General features: G+C 72.2%; 12 protein-coding genes. 9 read left to right on the top strand and 3 right to left on the bottom strand.

Going from position 1 to position 13,694, the window contains the following annotated elements:
- Nucleotides 1-18 precede the first annotated feature (18 nt).
- Entirely contained in the window at nt 19-1,362 is a 1,344-nt protein-coding gene (locus AC3WLN_RS14005) for an MFS transporter (protein ID WP_492482145.1), read from the top strand.
- Here AC3WLN_RS14005 and AC3WLN_RS14010 read toward each other — a convergent pair.
- Both AC3WLN_RS14010 and cbiB read right to left on the bottom strand, forming a co-directional pair.
- Complete coding sequence (locus tag AC3WLN_RS14010) at nt 1,349-2,491, bottom strand: DUF3616 domain-containing protein (protein WP_492482147.1); 1,143 nt, start codon at nt 2,489-2,491, stop codon at nt 1,349-1,351. The two genes, AC3WLN_RS14005 and AC3WLN_RS14010, sit on opposite strands and share 14 nt — an antisense overlap.
- Nucleotides 2,488-3,489 carry an adenosylcobinamide-phosphate synthase CbiB gene (gene cbiB, locus AC3WLN_RS14015; protein ID WP_492482149.1) on the bottom strand — a complete coding sequence of 334 codons (1,002 nt, stop codon included), beginning with the start codon at nt 3,487-3,489 and terminating at the stop codon, nt 2,488-2,490. The genes AC3WLN_RS14010 and cbiB overlap by 4 nt, the downstream gene beginning before the upstream one ends.
- Before the next feature lie 12 nt (nt 3,490-3,501).
- Here cbiB and cobD point away from each other — a divergent pair, with 12 nt between their 5' ends.
- Entirely contained in the window at nt 3,502-4,506 is a 1,005-nt protein-coding gene (gene cobD / locus AC3WLN_RS14020) for a threonine-phosphate decarboxylase CobD (RefSeq protein ID WP_492482150.1), read from the top strand.
- 7 nt (nt 4,507-4,513) lie between these two features.
- Here the strand turns inward: cobD and AC3WLN_RS14025 are convergent, their stop codons facing one another.
- Entirely contained in the window at nt 4,514-5,704 is a 1,191-nt protein-coding gene (locus AC3WLN_RS14025; RefSeq protein WP_492482152.1) for an MFS transporter, read from the bottom strand.
- Between the two features lie 537 nt (nt 5,705-6,241).
- Between AC3WLN_RS14025 and AC3WLN_RS14030 the strand changes: the two genes are divergently transcribed.
- The 7 genes from AC3WLN_RS14030 (at nt 6,242) to AC3WLN_RS14060 (ending at nt 13,645) form a co-directional block, all read left to right on the top strand.
- Nucleotides 6,242-6,439 (top strand): hypothetical protein, encoded by a 198-nt coding sequence (locus tag AC3WLN_RS14030; protein ID WP_463771237.1) that lies wholly within the window; start codon nt 6,242-6,244, stop codon nt 6,437-6,439.
- 147 nt (nt 6,440-6,586) lie between these two features.
- Nucleotides 6,587-7,993, top strand: coding sequence for a malonyl-CoA decarboxylase (locus AC3WLN_RS14035; protein ID WP_492482153.1), 1,407 nt, complete (start codon nt 6,587-6,589; stop codon nt 7,991-7,993).
- A 118-nt stretch (nt 7,994-8,111) separates the two neighbouring features.
- Nucleotides 8,112-9,647 (top strand): malonate--CoA ligase, encoded by a 1,536-nt coding sequence (locus tag AC3WLN_RS14040; RefSeq protein WP_492482155.1) that lies wholly within the window; start codon nt 8,112-8,114, stop codon nt 9,645-9,647.
- A gap of 1 nt (nt 9,648) precedes the next feature.
- Nucleotides 9,649-10,596, top strand: coding sequence for an alpha/beta hydrolase (locus tag AC3WLN_RS14045; protein ID WP_492482180.1), 948 nt, complete (start codon nt 9,649-9,651; stop codon nt 10,594-10,596).
- A 128-nt stretch (nt 10,597-10,724) separates the two neighbouring features.
- Nucleotides 10,725-11,882, top strand: a complete 1,158-nt coding sequence (locus AC3WLN_RS14050; protein WP_492482157.1) for a YihY/virulence factor BrkB family protein — start codon at nt 10,725-10,727, stop codon at nt 11,880-11,882.
- 121 nt (nt 11,883-12,003) lie between these two features.
- Entirely contained in the window at nt 12,004-12,399 is a 396-nt protein-coding gene (msrB, locus tag AC3WLN_RS14055; protein ID WP_492482159.1) for a peptide-methionine (R)-S-oxide reductase MsrB, read from the top strand.
- Nucleotides 12,400-12,706: 307 nt separating this feature from the next.
- Entirely contained in the window at nt 12,707-13,645 is a 939-nt protein-coding gene (locus tag AC3WLN_RS14060; RefSeq protein ID WP_492482161.1) for a hypothetical protein, read from the top strand.
- Nucleotides 13,646-13,694 lie beyond the last annotated feature (49 nt).

A 13,694-nucleotide genomic window follows, 5' to 3' on the forward strand; every position in this document is an offset into this window, starting at 1 on the left:
GCCATGAGGAAGCATCCGATGAGCCCGGCCCCTCCCCAGGTGGATGCGCGCGTCGCCGAGGCGACGATCCGCACCGTGACGCTGCGGCTGATGCCGCTCCTCGGGCTGATGTACCTCATCGCCTATATCGACCGGCAGAACATCTCCTACGCCAAGTTGCAGATGGTGGGCGATCTCGGCCTCAGCGAGAGCGTCTACGGGCTCGGGGCGTCGCTGTTCTTCCTCGGCTACTTCCTGTTCGAGGTGCCCAGCAACGTGATCCTGGAGCGGGTGGGCGCCCGGCGCTGGTTCGCCCGGATCATGCTCACCTGGGGGCTGGTCACCATCCTGCTGGGCTTCACCCGGAACACGACGATGTTCTACATCCTCCGCTTCCTGCTCGGGGTGGCGGAGGCGGGGTTCTTCCCCGGCGTCCTGTTCGCCCTGACCCTGTGGTTCCCGCAATCGCACCGGGCGCGGATGATCGGCTGGTTCATGATCGCGAGCGCGCTCGCCAACGCGGTCGGCGCGGCCATCGGCGGCGCGCTCCTCGACCTCGACGGCACCCTCGGCCTCAAGGGCTGGCAATGGGTGTTCGTGGCCACCGGCCTCCCCGCCTTGGCCCTGGCCGTCATCGTCCTGCGCATCCTGCCCGACGGGCCGGACCAAGCACCCTGGCTCAGCCCGGAGGGACGCGACTGGCTGAGCCGCACCCTCGCGGCCGAGCGGGAATCCGGCGGCAAGGTCGAGCACGGCAACCCCTTCGCGGCCCTCCTCGACCGGCGGGTCTGGATGCTCGCCTCCGTCTACGTCGCCTTCCCGCTGGCCGCCTACGGCCTCAGCTACTGGCTGCCCACGGTGGTGCGCAGCTTCGCGGTCTCGAACACCGTCAACGGCTTCATCAACATCATCCCGTGGCTCATCACGGCGGTGGCCCTGTGGTGGGTGCCGCGGCGGGCGGCGCGCACGGGCGACCAGGTCTGGCACGTGGTGGTGCCGGGCCTCGTCGCGGCGCTCGCCCTGGTGCTCAGCGTCCTGCTGCCGGGCTCAGTGCTGAAGTTCGCCTGCCTCTGCGTCGCCGCCGCCGGCGTGTTCTCCGCCCAGCCCGTGTTCTGGTCCCTGCCGGCGAACTTCCTCAAGGGCGCGAGCGCGGCCGCCGGTATCGCGGCGATCAACTCCGTGGGCAATCTCGGCGGCTTCGTCGCGCAGAACGCCGTGCCGTTCATCCGCGACCAGACCGGCAGCAACCTCGCGCCGATGTATTTCCTGGCGGCCTGCCTCGGCCTCGGCGCGAGCCTGATGTTCTGGGTGCTCTCGGCCCTGCGCCGCGACGCCGCGCGTCGGGTGGCGGCGGAGGCCGGCCCGAGCCTCAGGGTGGCGTAGGCGCTCCGATCTCCGGGGTCGGCACCGCGTAGGCGTGCGGCGCTCCGTTCCGGAGGCTGTCGAACAGGACGAGGACCCGGCCCGGCCCGAGCGGGACCACGGCCTCGGCCTTGCCGTCGATGACCTTGCCCGTCTCGTTCTCGCCCCGGACCGGGGCGAGGGTGGCGACGGCGGTCAGGGTCCCGGTGGGCAGGTCGGCGAGGAACAGCCGGTAGGGCACCGGCAAGCCGTTGCGCGACGAGCCCGTCAGCACCAGCAGCCGACCGTCGGGCAGGACGGAGAGGTCGCGGATGCCCGCATCCGGTCCGGCCTCCAGGGGGATCGTGATGACCTCGGCCGACAGGGGGGCGGGACCTTCCGCGAACAGCGCCTCGACGGGCACGGAGACGAGGAAGGCCTTGCCGTCGAGGCTCGGCGCCCGCAGGCCCGCGTAGAGCCGGCCGCCCAGGACGGCGAGGCCCTCGACGTTCAGCCCGTTCGGCTGCGGCGTGCCCTCCGGCGGCCGGTCGTTCCAGTCGAATTCGAGGTCGCGCAGCACGAAGTCGCGCACCGGTCCGGCGGCCATCAGGGCGTCGAACAGACGGTAGGTGCTCACCGTCTCCGCGGCGGAGGTGCCGTCGGCGTTCGGACGCAGGCGCGTGAGGATCATCGACGAGAGCTTGTACTTGCGCTTGCCCCGGGTGCAGCCGTGCGAACCGGTGACGTAGAAGTAGGGCTCGGCATAGGCGACGGCCTCGCCGTCGAGCTGGTTGAACTTGCCGTCGCCGCCGCTGCACCGGGACTCCGCGGGGGGCGTGCCCCGGATGTCGGGGGAGGGCGCCGTTCCGAGGTCGTAGGCCGTGGCGCCGGGCGTCAGCGTGGTCTCGCCGAGGCGGGCGAACTGCGCGCCGCGGTTCTCGTCGTTGACGACGACGCAGAGGCGGGTGCCGTCCGCGTCCGCCGGGCGGCAGGCCATGCCGCTGAGGTCGTAGGCCCTGTCGCCCGTCGTCTCGCCGTCGAAGTCGCGCGTCACCGCATAGGGGGTGGGCGCGGTCTCGGCCGCGCGGACGGGGATCGAGAGCGCAACGCCGAGGGCGGCCAGCGCCAGGGCCCTGGATCGCCCGGGGCGCGTCGTCTTCGACCGGTTCATGCGAGGGCAACCTTGAGGAGGACGAGGATCAGGAGGGCGAGCCCGAACAGGAATCCGCACGCCGTGCGGTAGAGCGCAAGTGCCCGCTCCACGTCGGCGGGGGTCGCCTCGGCGCGCCCGTCGCCCATCCAGCCATCCTCCACGCGGGTGGCGCCGTAGGTGCGGGGGCCGGCGAGGCGCAGCCCAAGCGCGCCGGCCATGGCGGCCTCCGGCCAGCCGGCATTGGGCGAGCGGTGGCGTCCCGCGTCCCGCCGGACCGCGCGCCAGGCGTCGCCGGGCGAGGCGCCGGGATGGAACGCGGCCGCCGCGACGAGGAGCAGGGCGGTCAGCCGCGAGGCCGGAAGGTTCACGCAATCGTCGAGGCGGGCGGCGGCCCAGCCATAGGCCTCGTGGCGCGGGGTGCGATGGCCGATCATGCTGTCGGCGGTGTTGATCGCCTTGTAGAGCGCGCCGCCGGGCAGGCCACCGACCCCGATCCAGAAGGCCGGCGCCACGATGCCGTCGGAGAAGTTTTCGGAGAGGCTCTCGATGGCCGCCCGGCAGATGCCGGCCTCGTCGAGGGATTCGGGATCGCGCCCGACGATCATCGACACCGCGACGCGCCCGCCCGCGAGCCCGTCGCGCCGGAGATCGGCCGCCACGCGGGCGACGTGGGTGTGGAGGCTGCGCTGGGCCGGCAGGCTCGCCGCCAGCAGGGCGAGGACGAGGAGCGCGGGCAGGAGGCCGGCGGCCCCGGCGAGCGCCGTCAGCGCGAGGGCGAGGCCACCGACGATGCCGAGGAGCACGAGGAGACCGGCCACACCCGCGAGCCGGCGGCGGCCCGGTTCGCCCCGGTTCCAGTGCCGGTCGAGGGCTCCGATCAGCGCCCCGATCCAGGTGACAGGATGCCCGAGCGCCCTGTAGAGCCGGTCCGGATAGCCGGCCGCCGCCTCCACGGCGAGGGCGAGCACCAGGACGATGAGCGTATCGGGCGGATGGGTGAGGGCGGTCCAGGACATGCGGTCTCGGTGATGGCGCGCGGCCCGGGGACGGGTGAGGCGATCGCCCATGGCGGCGACCTCGATGCCGCCCGGCGCCTCTTCCCGGAGGCGCCCGAGCCCTGGATCGATCTCTCCACGGGGATCAATCCGGTGCCCTATCCGTGTCCGGCCCTCGACGCCAGCGCCTTCCGGCGCCTGCCCTCGGCCGCCGACCTCGACGCCCTGCACGCGGCCGCCGCCGACGCCTACGGCGTGGCCGATCGGCAGCGGATCGTCGCCGCGCCCGGAACCCAGATCCTGATCGAGACCCTGCCGCGCCTGGCGGCGCGCGCCCGCGTCGCCGTGGTCGGGCCGACCTATGCCGAGCACGCCGCCGCCTGGGGCCGGGCCGGCCACGACGTCGCGACGGTGCCGGGGCTCGGGGCGGCCCGCGAGGCGGACGTGGTCGTCGTCGTGAATCCCAACAATCCGGACGGGCGAACCTGGGAGACGGGAACGCTGCGGGCGCTCGCCGGTGAACTCGCCGGCCGCGGCGGCCTTCTCGTGGTCGACGAGGCCTTCGCCGATCTGGAGCCGATCGAGACCCTGGGGCCCTTCCTCGGTCCGGGTCTCGTGGTCCTGCGCTCGTTCGGCAAGACCTACGGGCTCGCCGGCATCCGGCTCGGCTTCGCCCTCTGCGAGCCGGCCCTCGCTGCCGCCCTCGCCGAGGCGCTCGGGCCCTGGGCGGTCTCGGGTCCGGCGCTGGCCATCGGGCGCGCCGCCCTCGCCGACGTCTCCTGGCGCCGGGAGGCGGCCGTCGCCCGGGCGGCGGATGCGGCGCGCCTCGACCGGATGATCCTGCGGGCCGGCGGGACGCCCGTCGGCGGCACCTGCCTGTTCCGCAGCGCCGACTTTCCCGATGGGCCTGGCCTCTACGACCGCCTCGGCGCGGCCGGGATCTACGTCCGGCGCTTCCCCGAGGCACCGGCGCGCCTGCGCTTCGGCCTGCCGCCGGACAGGGCGGCCTGGTGCCGGCTTTCGCGCATCCTCCGGTGAGGGGGGATCAGGCGCCTCTCGGCTCCAGCACGTTCACGAGGAAGCCCGCGCCCGCCAGCAGGATGCCGACGGCACAGACGCCGGACCAGCCGGCCATGAGAAAGGCCTGGGAGCCGGCGAAGGCCCCGAGCGCCCCGAACACGAACATCACGGTGAACAGCACGGTGTTGATCCGGCCCCGGGCGCTCGGCACCAGGGCGTAGACCCGGGTCTGGGTGGCGATGAGCGCGGCGTTGAGGCCGATGTCGATCAGGAGTACCCCGAGCGCCACCGCGACCAGGGACCACGCGCCCCCCGCCCACAGCACCGCGAAGGCCGCGACCACGAAGAGGGCGCCGACGACGACCATCGGCCGGGGACCGCGCCGGTCGGTGAAGCGGCCGGAGAGCGGGGCCACGAAGGCGCCCGCGACGCCGATGACGCCGAACAGGCCGGCGCCGGCCGCCGTCAGGTTGAAGGGCGGCGCCTCGACCAGCAGGGCGAGCGTCGCCCAGAAGGCGTTGAAGCTCGCGAACAGCAGGCCCTGCGACAGGCTCGACCGGCGCAGCACGGGCTGGGTGCGCACCAGATGGAGGATCGACAGCATCAGGGCGCGGTAGCGCAGGGGCCGGGTCTGCGGGATCTTCGGCAGCGTGGCGGCGGCGATACCGGCCATCGCCAGCGCCACGAGGGCGGCGGCGAAGAACACCGCGCGCCAGCCGTACTGGGCGCCGACGAGGCCGCTGGCGGTACGCGCCAGCAGGATGCCGGTGAGGAGGCCCGTCATCACCTGGCCCACCACGCTGCCGCGGGTGGCGTCCGGGGCCAGTTCGGCGGCGAAGGGCACCGCCTGCTGCGCCGCCGAGGCGAGGAAGCCGATGACGAGGCTGGACAGCGCCAGGCAGGCGAGGTTCGGGCTGAGCGCCGCGGCGAGGAGCGCCAGCGCGAGCCCGAGGGTCTGGCCGATGATCAGGGTGCGGCGGGACAGGCTGTCGCCCAGCGGCACGAGCCCGAGGATGCCGAGCCCGTAGCCCACGAGGGAGGCGGTCGGGACCCAGAGGGCGGCGCGCTCGCCGAAATCCCCGACGAGGAGTCCGAGCAGCGGCTGGTTGTAGTAGATGTTGGCGACCGCGCCGCCCGCGATCAGGGTCAGCCCGAGCCGCGCCCGCGGCGTGAATCCGTGACGCCCGGCCGCGCTGCCCCGCGTGTCGCCGCTCATGCGGCGTTCCCTGCGCGACGGCCCCCGCCGGATGATCGGCGCGCGTGCGGGCGTGACGACGGACAGATGTCGATGGACATGCGTGAGATCTCGGAGGTCGGCGGAGCCGGTGGCGCGACGGGATCGAGGCGCCGGTGACGGCATCCGCAGCCCGGTTAAGCCTGTGGACCGGCTTCGGCAACCCGGCTCGGTCTCGCGCGCGAAGCCCTCGGCCGGCCGTGACCGTCACCGCCGTCCGGTTCGATCTTGCCCTGCTCTTGCCGAAGTCTGGGGTTTGTCTTGGCAGACCGGGCGCGGCCATGTCGTCGCGGCGTGGTTTTCGCGGGATTTCAGGCTTCCCATATACCGGATGTTATGGGCGACCTGAATTGCGAAGGTTTCGCGCGCAGCTTGCGCTTGGAATCCTTCGCGACTTGCGCTCTGATTGCAGTGGGAATCGATGAGTCGCGGCGTTCAGGGAGGTCGTGCCGGCGGGACGTCCGGATCGGCGAGCCCTTCGGAGAGTCAACGCGTCGCTCATCGACCAGGGAGTTCCGAATGGCGACCTACCGCGTCAACTTTGCCAAGCAGATCCTCGGGGTGCCGTTCACGGTCGGCTCGGTGGACATCACCCGCGCCCGCGACCCGATGCGCGCCCTGCGCGCCGCCGAACTGCGCTTCGCCCGTCAGCACGGCGTCGTCGACTGGCGTGAGCGGGCCGACCAGGCGGAGATCGCCACGTCCGGGGAGGCGTGAAGGCTCACGCCGGGGACCGCTTTACGGCCACGGTCTCTGGTCCTGCGCGCGCCGCGGCCCTAAGGTAGCGGCCGAGCCGAGACCCCACGACGTGCGGGGCTCCGGCGCGCCCGGGTCGGGCGCCAGCGAGGGGGCAGGCAGCGGGCCATGGCGGCGATCTCTTTCTTCGGTGATCTGCTCCAGACGATCAGCGACCGCGGCCGGGATCTCATCGGCATCGGGCGCGGCGACCTCGCGGTCCGCGCGAGCGCGCAGGAACTGGTCAAGCTCTGCGAGGACCTGATCTCCCGCCGCGGCGAGGCCTCCGGCGTCGCGCTGGCCCGGCTGATCCTCGAGCGCTACGCGACCCTGGCGGGGCCGGAACGCGCCAGCTTTCTGCGCCTCGTCGCCACCGAGTTCACCGCCGACCATGCCGCCGTGGACGAGGCGATCGCCGCCTACCGGGCCGATCCGACCCGGGCGGCCCTCGGAGCTCTCCACGACGCGGCCGAGCCGCGCAGCCAGGAGCTCATCCGCCGCCTGAACCTCGCCCGGGACGGCACCCGCGCCCTGGTGCGCATGCGCGAGGATCTGTTCGGCCTTCGCCGCGAGTTGCGGCGCGAGGAGGCCGATCCCGACCTCATCGACGCCGCCGACAGCCTCGACAGCGATTTCGAGCACCTGTTCGCCTCGTGGTTCAACCGCGGCTTCCTGGTGCTGCGCCACATCGACTGGACGACGCCGGCCCATATCCTCGAGAAGATCATCCGCTACGAGGCGGTGCACGAGATCACCGGCTGGGACGACCTGCGCCGCCGGATCGAGCCGACCGACCGGCGCTGCTTCGCCTTCTTCCATCCCGCCCTGGTCGACGAGCCGCTGATCTTCGTCGAGGTCGCGCTCACCGCCGGCATCGCCCCCGCCATCGCGCCGATCCTGGCCCACGAGCGCGAGCCGCTGCCCCTGAAGGCGGCCACCACCGCGATCTTCTACTCGATCTCGAACTGCCAGAAGGGCCTGGCCGGGGTCACCTTCGGCAACTTTCTGATCAAGCAGGTGGTCGAGGACCTCGCCCGGGAGATCCCGAGCCTGAAGACCTTCGTCACCCTCTCGCCGGTGCCGGGCTTCTCGGCCTGGCTCGACCGCGAGCGTCGCTCCGACGCGCCGCAGGGGCTGACGCGCGAGGACGTCGAGGCCCTGCGCGTCATCGACGAGCCGGACTGGCAGAGCGACAAGGCCAAGTGCGAGGCCGTGCGCAAGGCGATGATCCCGGCGGCGGCGGCCTACTTCCTGCGCGCCAAGAACGAGCGCGGGCGGCCCCTGGACCCCGTGGCCCGCTTCCACCTCGGCAACGGCGCCCGGCTGGAGCGCCTGAACTTCCTCGGCGACGTCTCGGCCAAGGGCCTCGCCCAGTCCCGCGGCCTGATGGTGAACTATCTCTACGACCTCACCGCCATCGAGAAGAACCACGAGACCTACGCCAATCTCGGCACCGTCGCCGCCTCCGGCGCGGTGAGCCGCGAGCTTCGGAGCAACCTGCCGCCGATGCGGGCGGTGGCCCTGGCCGAGGCCTGATCCACCCGGGCCGCGCTCGAGCGGCGCCGCATGTCCCGCCATTCCGATGGAGCGAACCGAAGATCGTAGGAAACCAACGATCGACAGCGTATCCGTCCCCACCATGTCCGAAACGCCGATGACCAATCACCTCTTCGACCTCGTTCGCCAGAACCTGCCGGCCGATCCCGCCGCCAAGCTGTTCCTGGAGACCGGCGAGGGCGCCCGCTACTCCTACGCGGACCTCATCGTGCGCTCGGGCGCCTACGCGGCGGCCCTGGCGGCGGCCGGGGTGAAGCCCGGGGACCGGGTGGCGGTGCAGGCCGACAAGAGCCCGGACTTCCTGTTCCTCTATCTCGGCGCCGTCCGCGCCGGAGCGGTGTTCCTGCCCCTCAACACCGCCTACACGCCCACCGAGATCGCCTATTTCCTCGGCGATGCGGAGCCGGCGCTGTTCGTCTGCGATCCGGCCAAGCGCGAAGCCCTCGCCCCCGTGGCCCGCGATGCCGGCGTGCCGGTGCTGCACACCCTGGACGGGAAGGGACACGGGAGCCTGGCGGAGGCCGCCGACGCCGAGACGGAGGCCTTCTCCGACGTCGTCCGCGGTCCGGACGACCTCGCCGCCATCCTGTACACCTCGGGAACCACCGGGCGCTCCAAGGGCGCCATGCTGAGCCACGAGAACCTGGCCTCCAACGCCCGCACCCTGGCGGAGACCTGGCGCTTCACGGCCGAGGACGTGCTGCTGCACGCCCTGCCGGTGTTCCACACCCACGGCCTGTTCGTGGCCACCAACACCGTGCTGGCCACCGGCGGCACGATGCTGTTCCTCGGCCGGTTCGACCCGGCCCAGGTGCTCGCGCTGATGCCGCGCGCCACCGCGATGATGGGGGTTCCGACCTTCTACACCCGTCTCCTGAAGGAGGCCGGGCTGACGCCGGAGGTCACCGCCGGCATCCGCCTCTTCGTGTCCGGCTCGGCCCCGCTGCTGGCCGAGACCCACCGCGACTGGGAGGCCCGCACCGGCCACGCCATCCTCGAGCGCTACGGCATGACCGAGACCAACATGAACACCTCGAACCCCTATGCGGGGCCGCGGGTGGCCGGCACGGTCGGTCCGGCGCTCCCCGGGGTCAGCGTCCGGGTGGTCGATCCCGAGACCGGCGCGCTCCTCGGCACCGACGCCGTGGGGATGGTGGAGGTGAAGGGCCCGAACGTGTTCCAGGGCTACTGGCGCATGCCGGAGAAGACGGCGGCCGAGTTCAAGGCCGACGGGTTCTTCGTCACCGGCGACCTCGGCAAGATCGACGGGCAGGGCTACGTCCACATCGTCGGACGCGGCAAGGACCTCATCATCACGGGCGGCTACAACGTCTACCCGAAGGAGATCGAGAACGAGATCGACGCCCTCCCGGGCGTGGTCGAATCCGCCGTCATCGGCCTGCCCCACGCCGATTTTGGCGAGGGCGTCACCGCGGTGGTGGTGGGGGGCTCGGGCGTCCCCGACGAGGCCACGATCCTGCGCACCCTCGAGGGCCGCCTCGCCCGCTACAAGTGTCCCAAGCGCGTGCTCTTCGTCGAGGAATTGCCGCGCAACACCATGGGCAAGGTGCAGAAGAACCTCCTTCGGGAGGCCCATGGGGGGCTCTACCGGCCGGCCGATCCGGCGCGGTGACGTGATCGATCGGCGCGCCCTGCTTCGCACGGCCGGCGCCGGTTTGGCCTTGAGCTCCGCCGGACTGGCGGGGCCGCTCGGAGCCGTCGCGGCCGAGTCCCGCCTCCCGCTCTGGCCCGGCACGCCGCCGGGCGGCGGCGGTCCCGCCGGCCCCGAGGCCGTGGGCGACACGGGGGCGGCGAGCAACATCGCCGTGCCGGGGCTGGAAGTCTTCACCCCCGACGTTCCGAACGGCGCGGCGATGCTGGTCGCGGGCGGCGGCGGATACCGGCGCATCCAGATGGAGAGCGAGGCGCGCCCGGCGGCGCGCTGGCTCGCCGCGCGCGGCATCACGGCGTTCGTGCTGGCCTATCGCCTGCCGGGGGAGGGCTGGGGTGACGGTCGCCGCGCACCGCTCCAGGACGCGCAGCGCGCCCTGAGGCTGATCCGTGCGCAGGCACATTCGCATCGGATCGATTCCGCACGGGTCGGCGTCCTCGGCTTCTCGGCGGGGGCGCACCTGCTCGGCCTCGCTGCGACCCGTTCCGCCTTCGCCTCCTATCGCGCGGTCGATGCCGCCGATGGGCTGTCGGCGAGGCCCGACGATGCCGCCCTGATCTACCCCGTAATCACCCTGGAACCGCCCTACGATCATACCGTGACCCGGCGCATGCTGGTCGGCGCCCGCCCCGATCCGGACCTGTCCGCCGCCTGGTCGGTCGAGACCCACGTGCGGGGTGGCTGTCCGCCGACCTTCCTCGTGCGGGCGGAGGACGACCCGATCTCCGACCCCGCCAACGCGCGCCTGATGGCGCAGGCTTGCCGCCATGCGGGCGTGCCGGTCGAGTTCCACGCGCTCGCCTCCGGGGGGCACGGCTTCGGTATGGGTCGCCCCGGTACGCCGAGTGCGGCGTGGCCGGACTGGTACGCGGCCTGGCTCCGGCGCAGGGGAATGATTTCAGCGGGTTAGGCCGGCCCGAATTCGGAACGACCGGCGGGGATGCGTACGGACGCCGATGGCGTGTCGAAGGTGCGGAACGGCCAAGCCTGGATCACGTTGAGGCATCGCGCCGCATCGGCGCGCGGTCCGGTCCATCGATGTCTTCTTCCCCACGCCCGCCTTCTGCGCCCACCGGCGATGCCGCCCACCCGGTTCTCTGGACGCTCCTCCTCGGAACCGCCCTGATCGCCCTCGCGGCGGCACCGAAGCGAGGCTCCCGGCCCGTGTCCGCCGCGTCGGCCGGCGAGACGGCGGTTGGCGCGGGCGGTGCCCGCTCGCATACGGGGGCGGCGGCCGAGTACCTCGCCGCGACGCAGGTGGAGCGGGGACGGGCCGCGCACTCGCCCACCGAGATCACGGCGGCGGGCTGGAAGGACATCCTCTATCGGGTCTACCTCGAGTTCAATCAGGACCGCGTGCTCTCGGTGGCGGCGGGCGTGACCTTCTACTCGCTGCTCTCGCTGTTCCCCGCCATCGCCGCCCTGGTCTCCTGCTACGGCCTCGTCGCGGATGTCGGCTCGATCAACGAGCATCTCGCCAGCATGCGGGGGGTGCTGCCGTCGGGCGCCATCGAGATCATCGGCGATCAGGTCAAGCGCATCGCCGCCAAGGGCAACGGCACCCTCGGCCTGACCTTCTTCACCAGCCTGCTGCTCTCGCTCTGGAGCGCCAATGCCGCCATGAAGGCGATGTTCGACGCCCTGAACGTGGTCTACGAGGAGGAGGAGAAGCGCTCCTTCGTCATGCTGAACCTGCGCTCGCTCACCTTCACCATCGGGGCGCTGGTCTTCACCATCCTGGCGCTCACCGGCATCGTGGTGCTGCCGGTGGTGTTCAAGTTCGTGGGCCTGAGCGACACGGCCTGGCTCATCGCCCTGCTGCGCTGGCCGGCCCTCCTCATGGTCCTGCTCGCGGGGCTGTCGCTGCTCTACCGCTACGGTCCGAGCCGCGAGCGTCCGCGCTGGCGCTGGGTCGGTGTCGGCGGCGCGGTGGCCGGCCTGCTCTGGCTCGCGGCCTCGATCCTGTTCTCCTGGTACGTCTCGAGCTTCGGCAACTACAACGAGACCTACGGCTCCCTGGGCGCGGCCATCGGCTTCATGACCTGGATCTGGATCTCCACTACGATTGTGCTGCTCGGTGGTGAGATCAACGCCGAGATGGAGCATCAGACCGCCCGGGACACCACGACCGGGCCGGAGATGCCCATGGGCGCGCGCCGCGCCCGCATGGCCGACACCCTCGGGGCGACGGCCTGAGGGTGGCCTCCCCGCGGCGGCACCGGGCGCCTATCTAAGGGGCAGCGTCCCGGCCCCTTTCAGGAGTGCAAACCCGATGTCTTCCCCCTCGACGTCATCCCCCGCGAGATCTTCGACGCCCATGGACGATGTGCAGACCCGCAGCGAAGCCGAATGGCGCGAGATCCTTACGCCAGACCAGTACCGCGTGCTGCGCGAGCACGGCACCGAGCGGGCCGGCACCAGCTGCCTCAACGCCGAGAAGCGTCCGGGCGTCTTCCACTGCGCCGGCTGCGACGCGCCGCTCTTCGCCACCGGCACCAAGTTCGAGAGCGGCACCGGGTGGCCGAGCTTCTTCGATCCCCTCGACGACGCGGTGGAGACGACCGTCGACCGCAGCCACTGGATGACCCGCACCGAGGTCCATTGCGCGCGCTGCAAGGGCCATCTCGGGCATGTCTTCGACGACGGGCCGGCGCCCACCGGCCTGCGCTACTGCATGAACGGCCTCTCGCTGCGCTTCGAACCGGACGCGTGAGAGGCACCCCATCGGGTTTCGATGGGGACGGATTGGGAGACGAGGCGGGGCGACGGCGGCGGTGGTCTTGATTTCGCCGTCGTTTTGCTTAGTCCAAGATGAAGAATTATTGTCCGATCCGTCCCGGCAACGCTGGGAATGATCACAGATCATATCCTATGTCATCGTTCCGCGCGGAGGGCCGCCGGTTCCGGTGCGGGGAACCACCTGGAAGCCGGCCTGTCCGCCCCGCGGGCGGCCGGTGGCCCTGACGTCAGCGTCCACCCGGACCCACCCCCCGGGTCGACCGACCTCGCGGAGAATGTCGATGAGCCTCGTACGCCGGTTTCTCGTGGCCCCGTCCCTGGTGCGCCTGATCCGCAAGGAGCGCGGCGGCGCCCGGATCAGCGAGGGCTACTTCGCCCCCCAGGCCGGCCGCGTCTCCTACGTGCGGGTCGACGGGCAGACCTGCCACCTCGTCCTGGTGACCACGGCGCCGGACGGGAGTTCGAGCGAGGAGCGCACCGACGTGCCGCGTGCCCACGGCGACGCGCTGATGGATGTCTGTTCGGGCAAGGCCGCCTATGACCGCACGGCGCTGGCCCTCGGCGGAGGCCGCGAGGCCCTGATCGACCGCTACGTCGCCCCGGGGGAATTCGACCTCGTCAGCGTCTCCTTCGACGGAGCCGACGAGGCTCAGGGCTTCGCGGTTCCGGCCTGGTTCGGCCCCGAGGTCTCCGGTGATCCGAGCTATGAGCGCCATGCCGTCGCGCTCCAGGGCGTCCCGCAGCCCGGCGAGATCGGCCTCTCCAACGCCGCCCTCGAAGCGGTGCTCGACCTCATCGAGCCGCGCTTCGGCTTCGGCCGCTACGGTGCTCCGAAGGCCAGCGCCAATGTCAGCACCGGCGACGGCGACGGGATGATGAAGGCCCTGCGCCGGGTCGCGGGCGGCAGCGCGGTGGCGGCGGCTCCCATCGCCGCCGAGGCAGCGCCCGCATCGCCGCCGCCGGCCGATGAGCCCGCCCCGGTGGAGGCGGCATCCGAGCCCGAGCCCGCCGAGGCCCACGGGCAGCCCGACGGCGGAGCCGAGACGCAGGCCGAGACCGCACCCCACATCGACTCGCGGATCGACGACGTGATCGAGAGTCTGTCGCAGGCCCTCGGCAATCCGCAGCCCCAGCCCAAGGGCGGCGCGCGCGGCGAGGACGACATCGCCGCCGAGTTCGAGCGCTGGACCGTCCGTCCGCGCCGCACGCAGCAGACCTGAGACCCGCGACACCCGAGCCGACCTGCTGACCGCCCGCTCCGAAAGGAGC

It is taken from the genome of Methylobacterium sp. FW306-05-D, from assembly GCF_058782155.1.

Excerpts from the sequence above, each read along its gene's own strand:
- AC3WLN_RS14005 (WP_492482145.1), top strand. The coding sequence starts at position 19 with ATGAGCCCGGCCCCTCCCCAGGTGGATGCGCGCGTCGCCGAGGCGACG.
- AC3WLN_RS14010 (WP_492482147.1), bottom strand. The coding sequence starts at position 2,491 with ATGAACCGGTCGAAGACGACGCGCCCCGGGCGATCCAGGGCCCTGGCG.
- cbiB (WP_492482149.1), bottom strand. The coding sequence starts at position 3,489 with ATGTCCTGGACCGCCCTCACCCATCCGCCCGATACGCTCATCGTCCTG.
- cobD (WP_492482150.1), top strand. The coding sequence starts at position 3,502 with ATGGCGCGCGGCCCGGGGACGGGTGAGGCGATCGCCCATGGCGGCGAC.
- AC3WLN_RS14025 (WP_492482152.1), bottom strand. The coding sequence starts at position 5,704 with ATGAGCGGCGACACGCGGGGCAGCGCGGCCGGGCGTCACGGATTCACG.
- AC3WLN_RS14030 (WP_463771237.1), top strand. The coding sequence starts at position 6,242 with ATGGCGACCTACCGCGTCAACTTTGCCAAGCAGATCCTCGGGGTGCCG.
- AC3WLN_RS14035 (WP_492482153.1), top strand. The coding sequence starts at position 6,587 with ATGGCGGCGATCTCTTTCTTCGGTGATCTGCTCCAGACGATCAGCGAC.
- AC3WLN_RS14040 (WP_492482155.1), top strand. The coding sequence starts at position 8,112 with ATGACCAATCACCTCTTCGACCTCGTTCGCCAGAACCTGCCGGCCGAT.
- AC3WLN_RS14050 (WP_492482157.1), top strand. The coding sequence starts at position 10,725 with ATGTCTTCTTCCCCACGCCCGCCTTCTGCGCCCACCGGCGATGCCGCC.
- msrB (WP_492482159.1), top strand. The coding sequence starts at position 12,004 with ATGGACGATGTGCAGACCCGCAGCGAAGCCGAATGGCGCGAGATCCTT.
- AC3WLN_RS14060 (WP_492482161.1), top strand. The coding sequence starts at position 12,707 with ATGAGCCTCGTACGCCGGTTTCTCGTGGCCCCGTCCCTGGTGCGCCTG.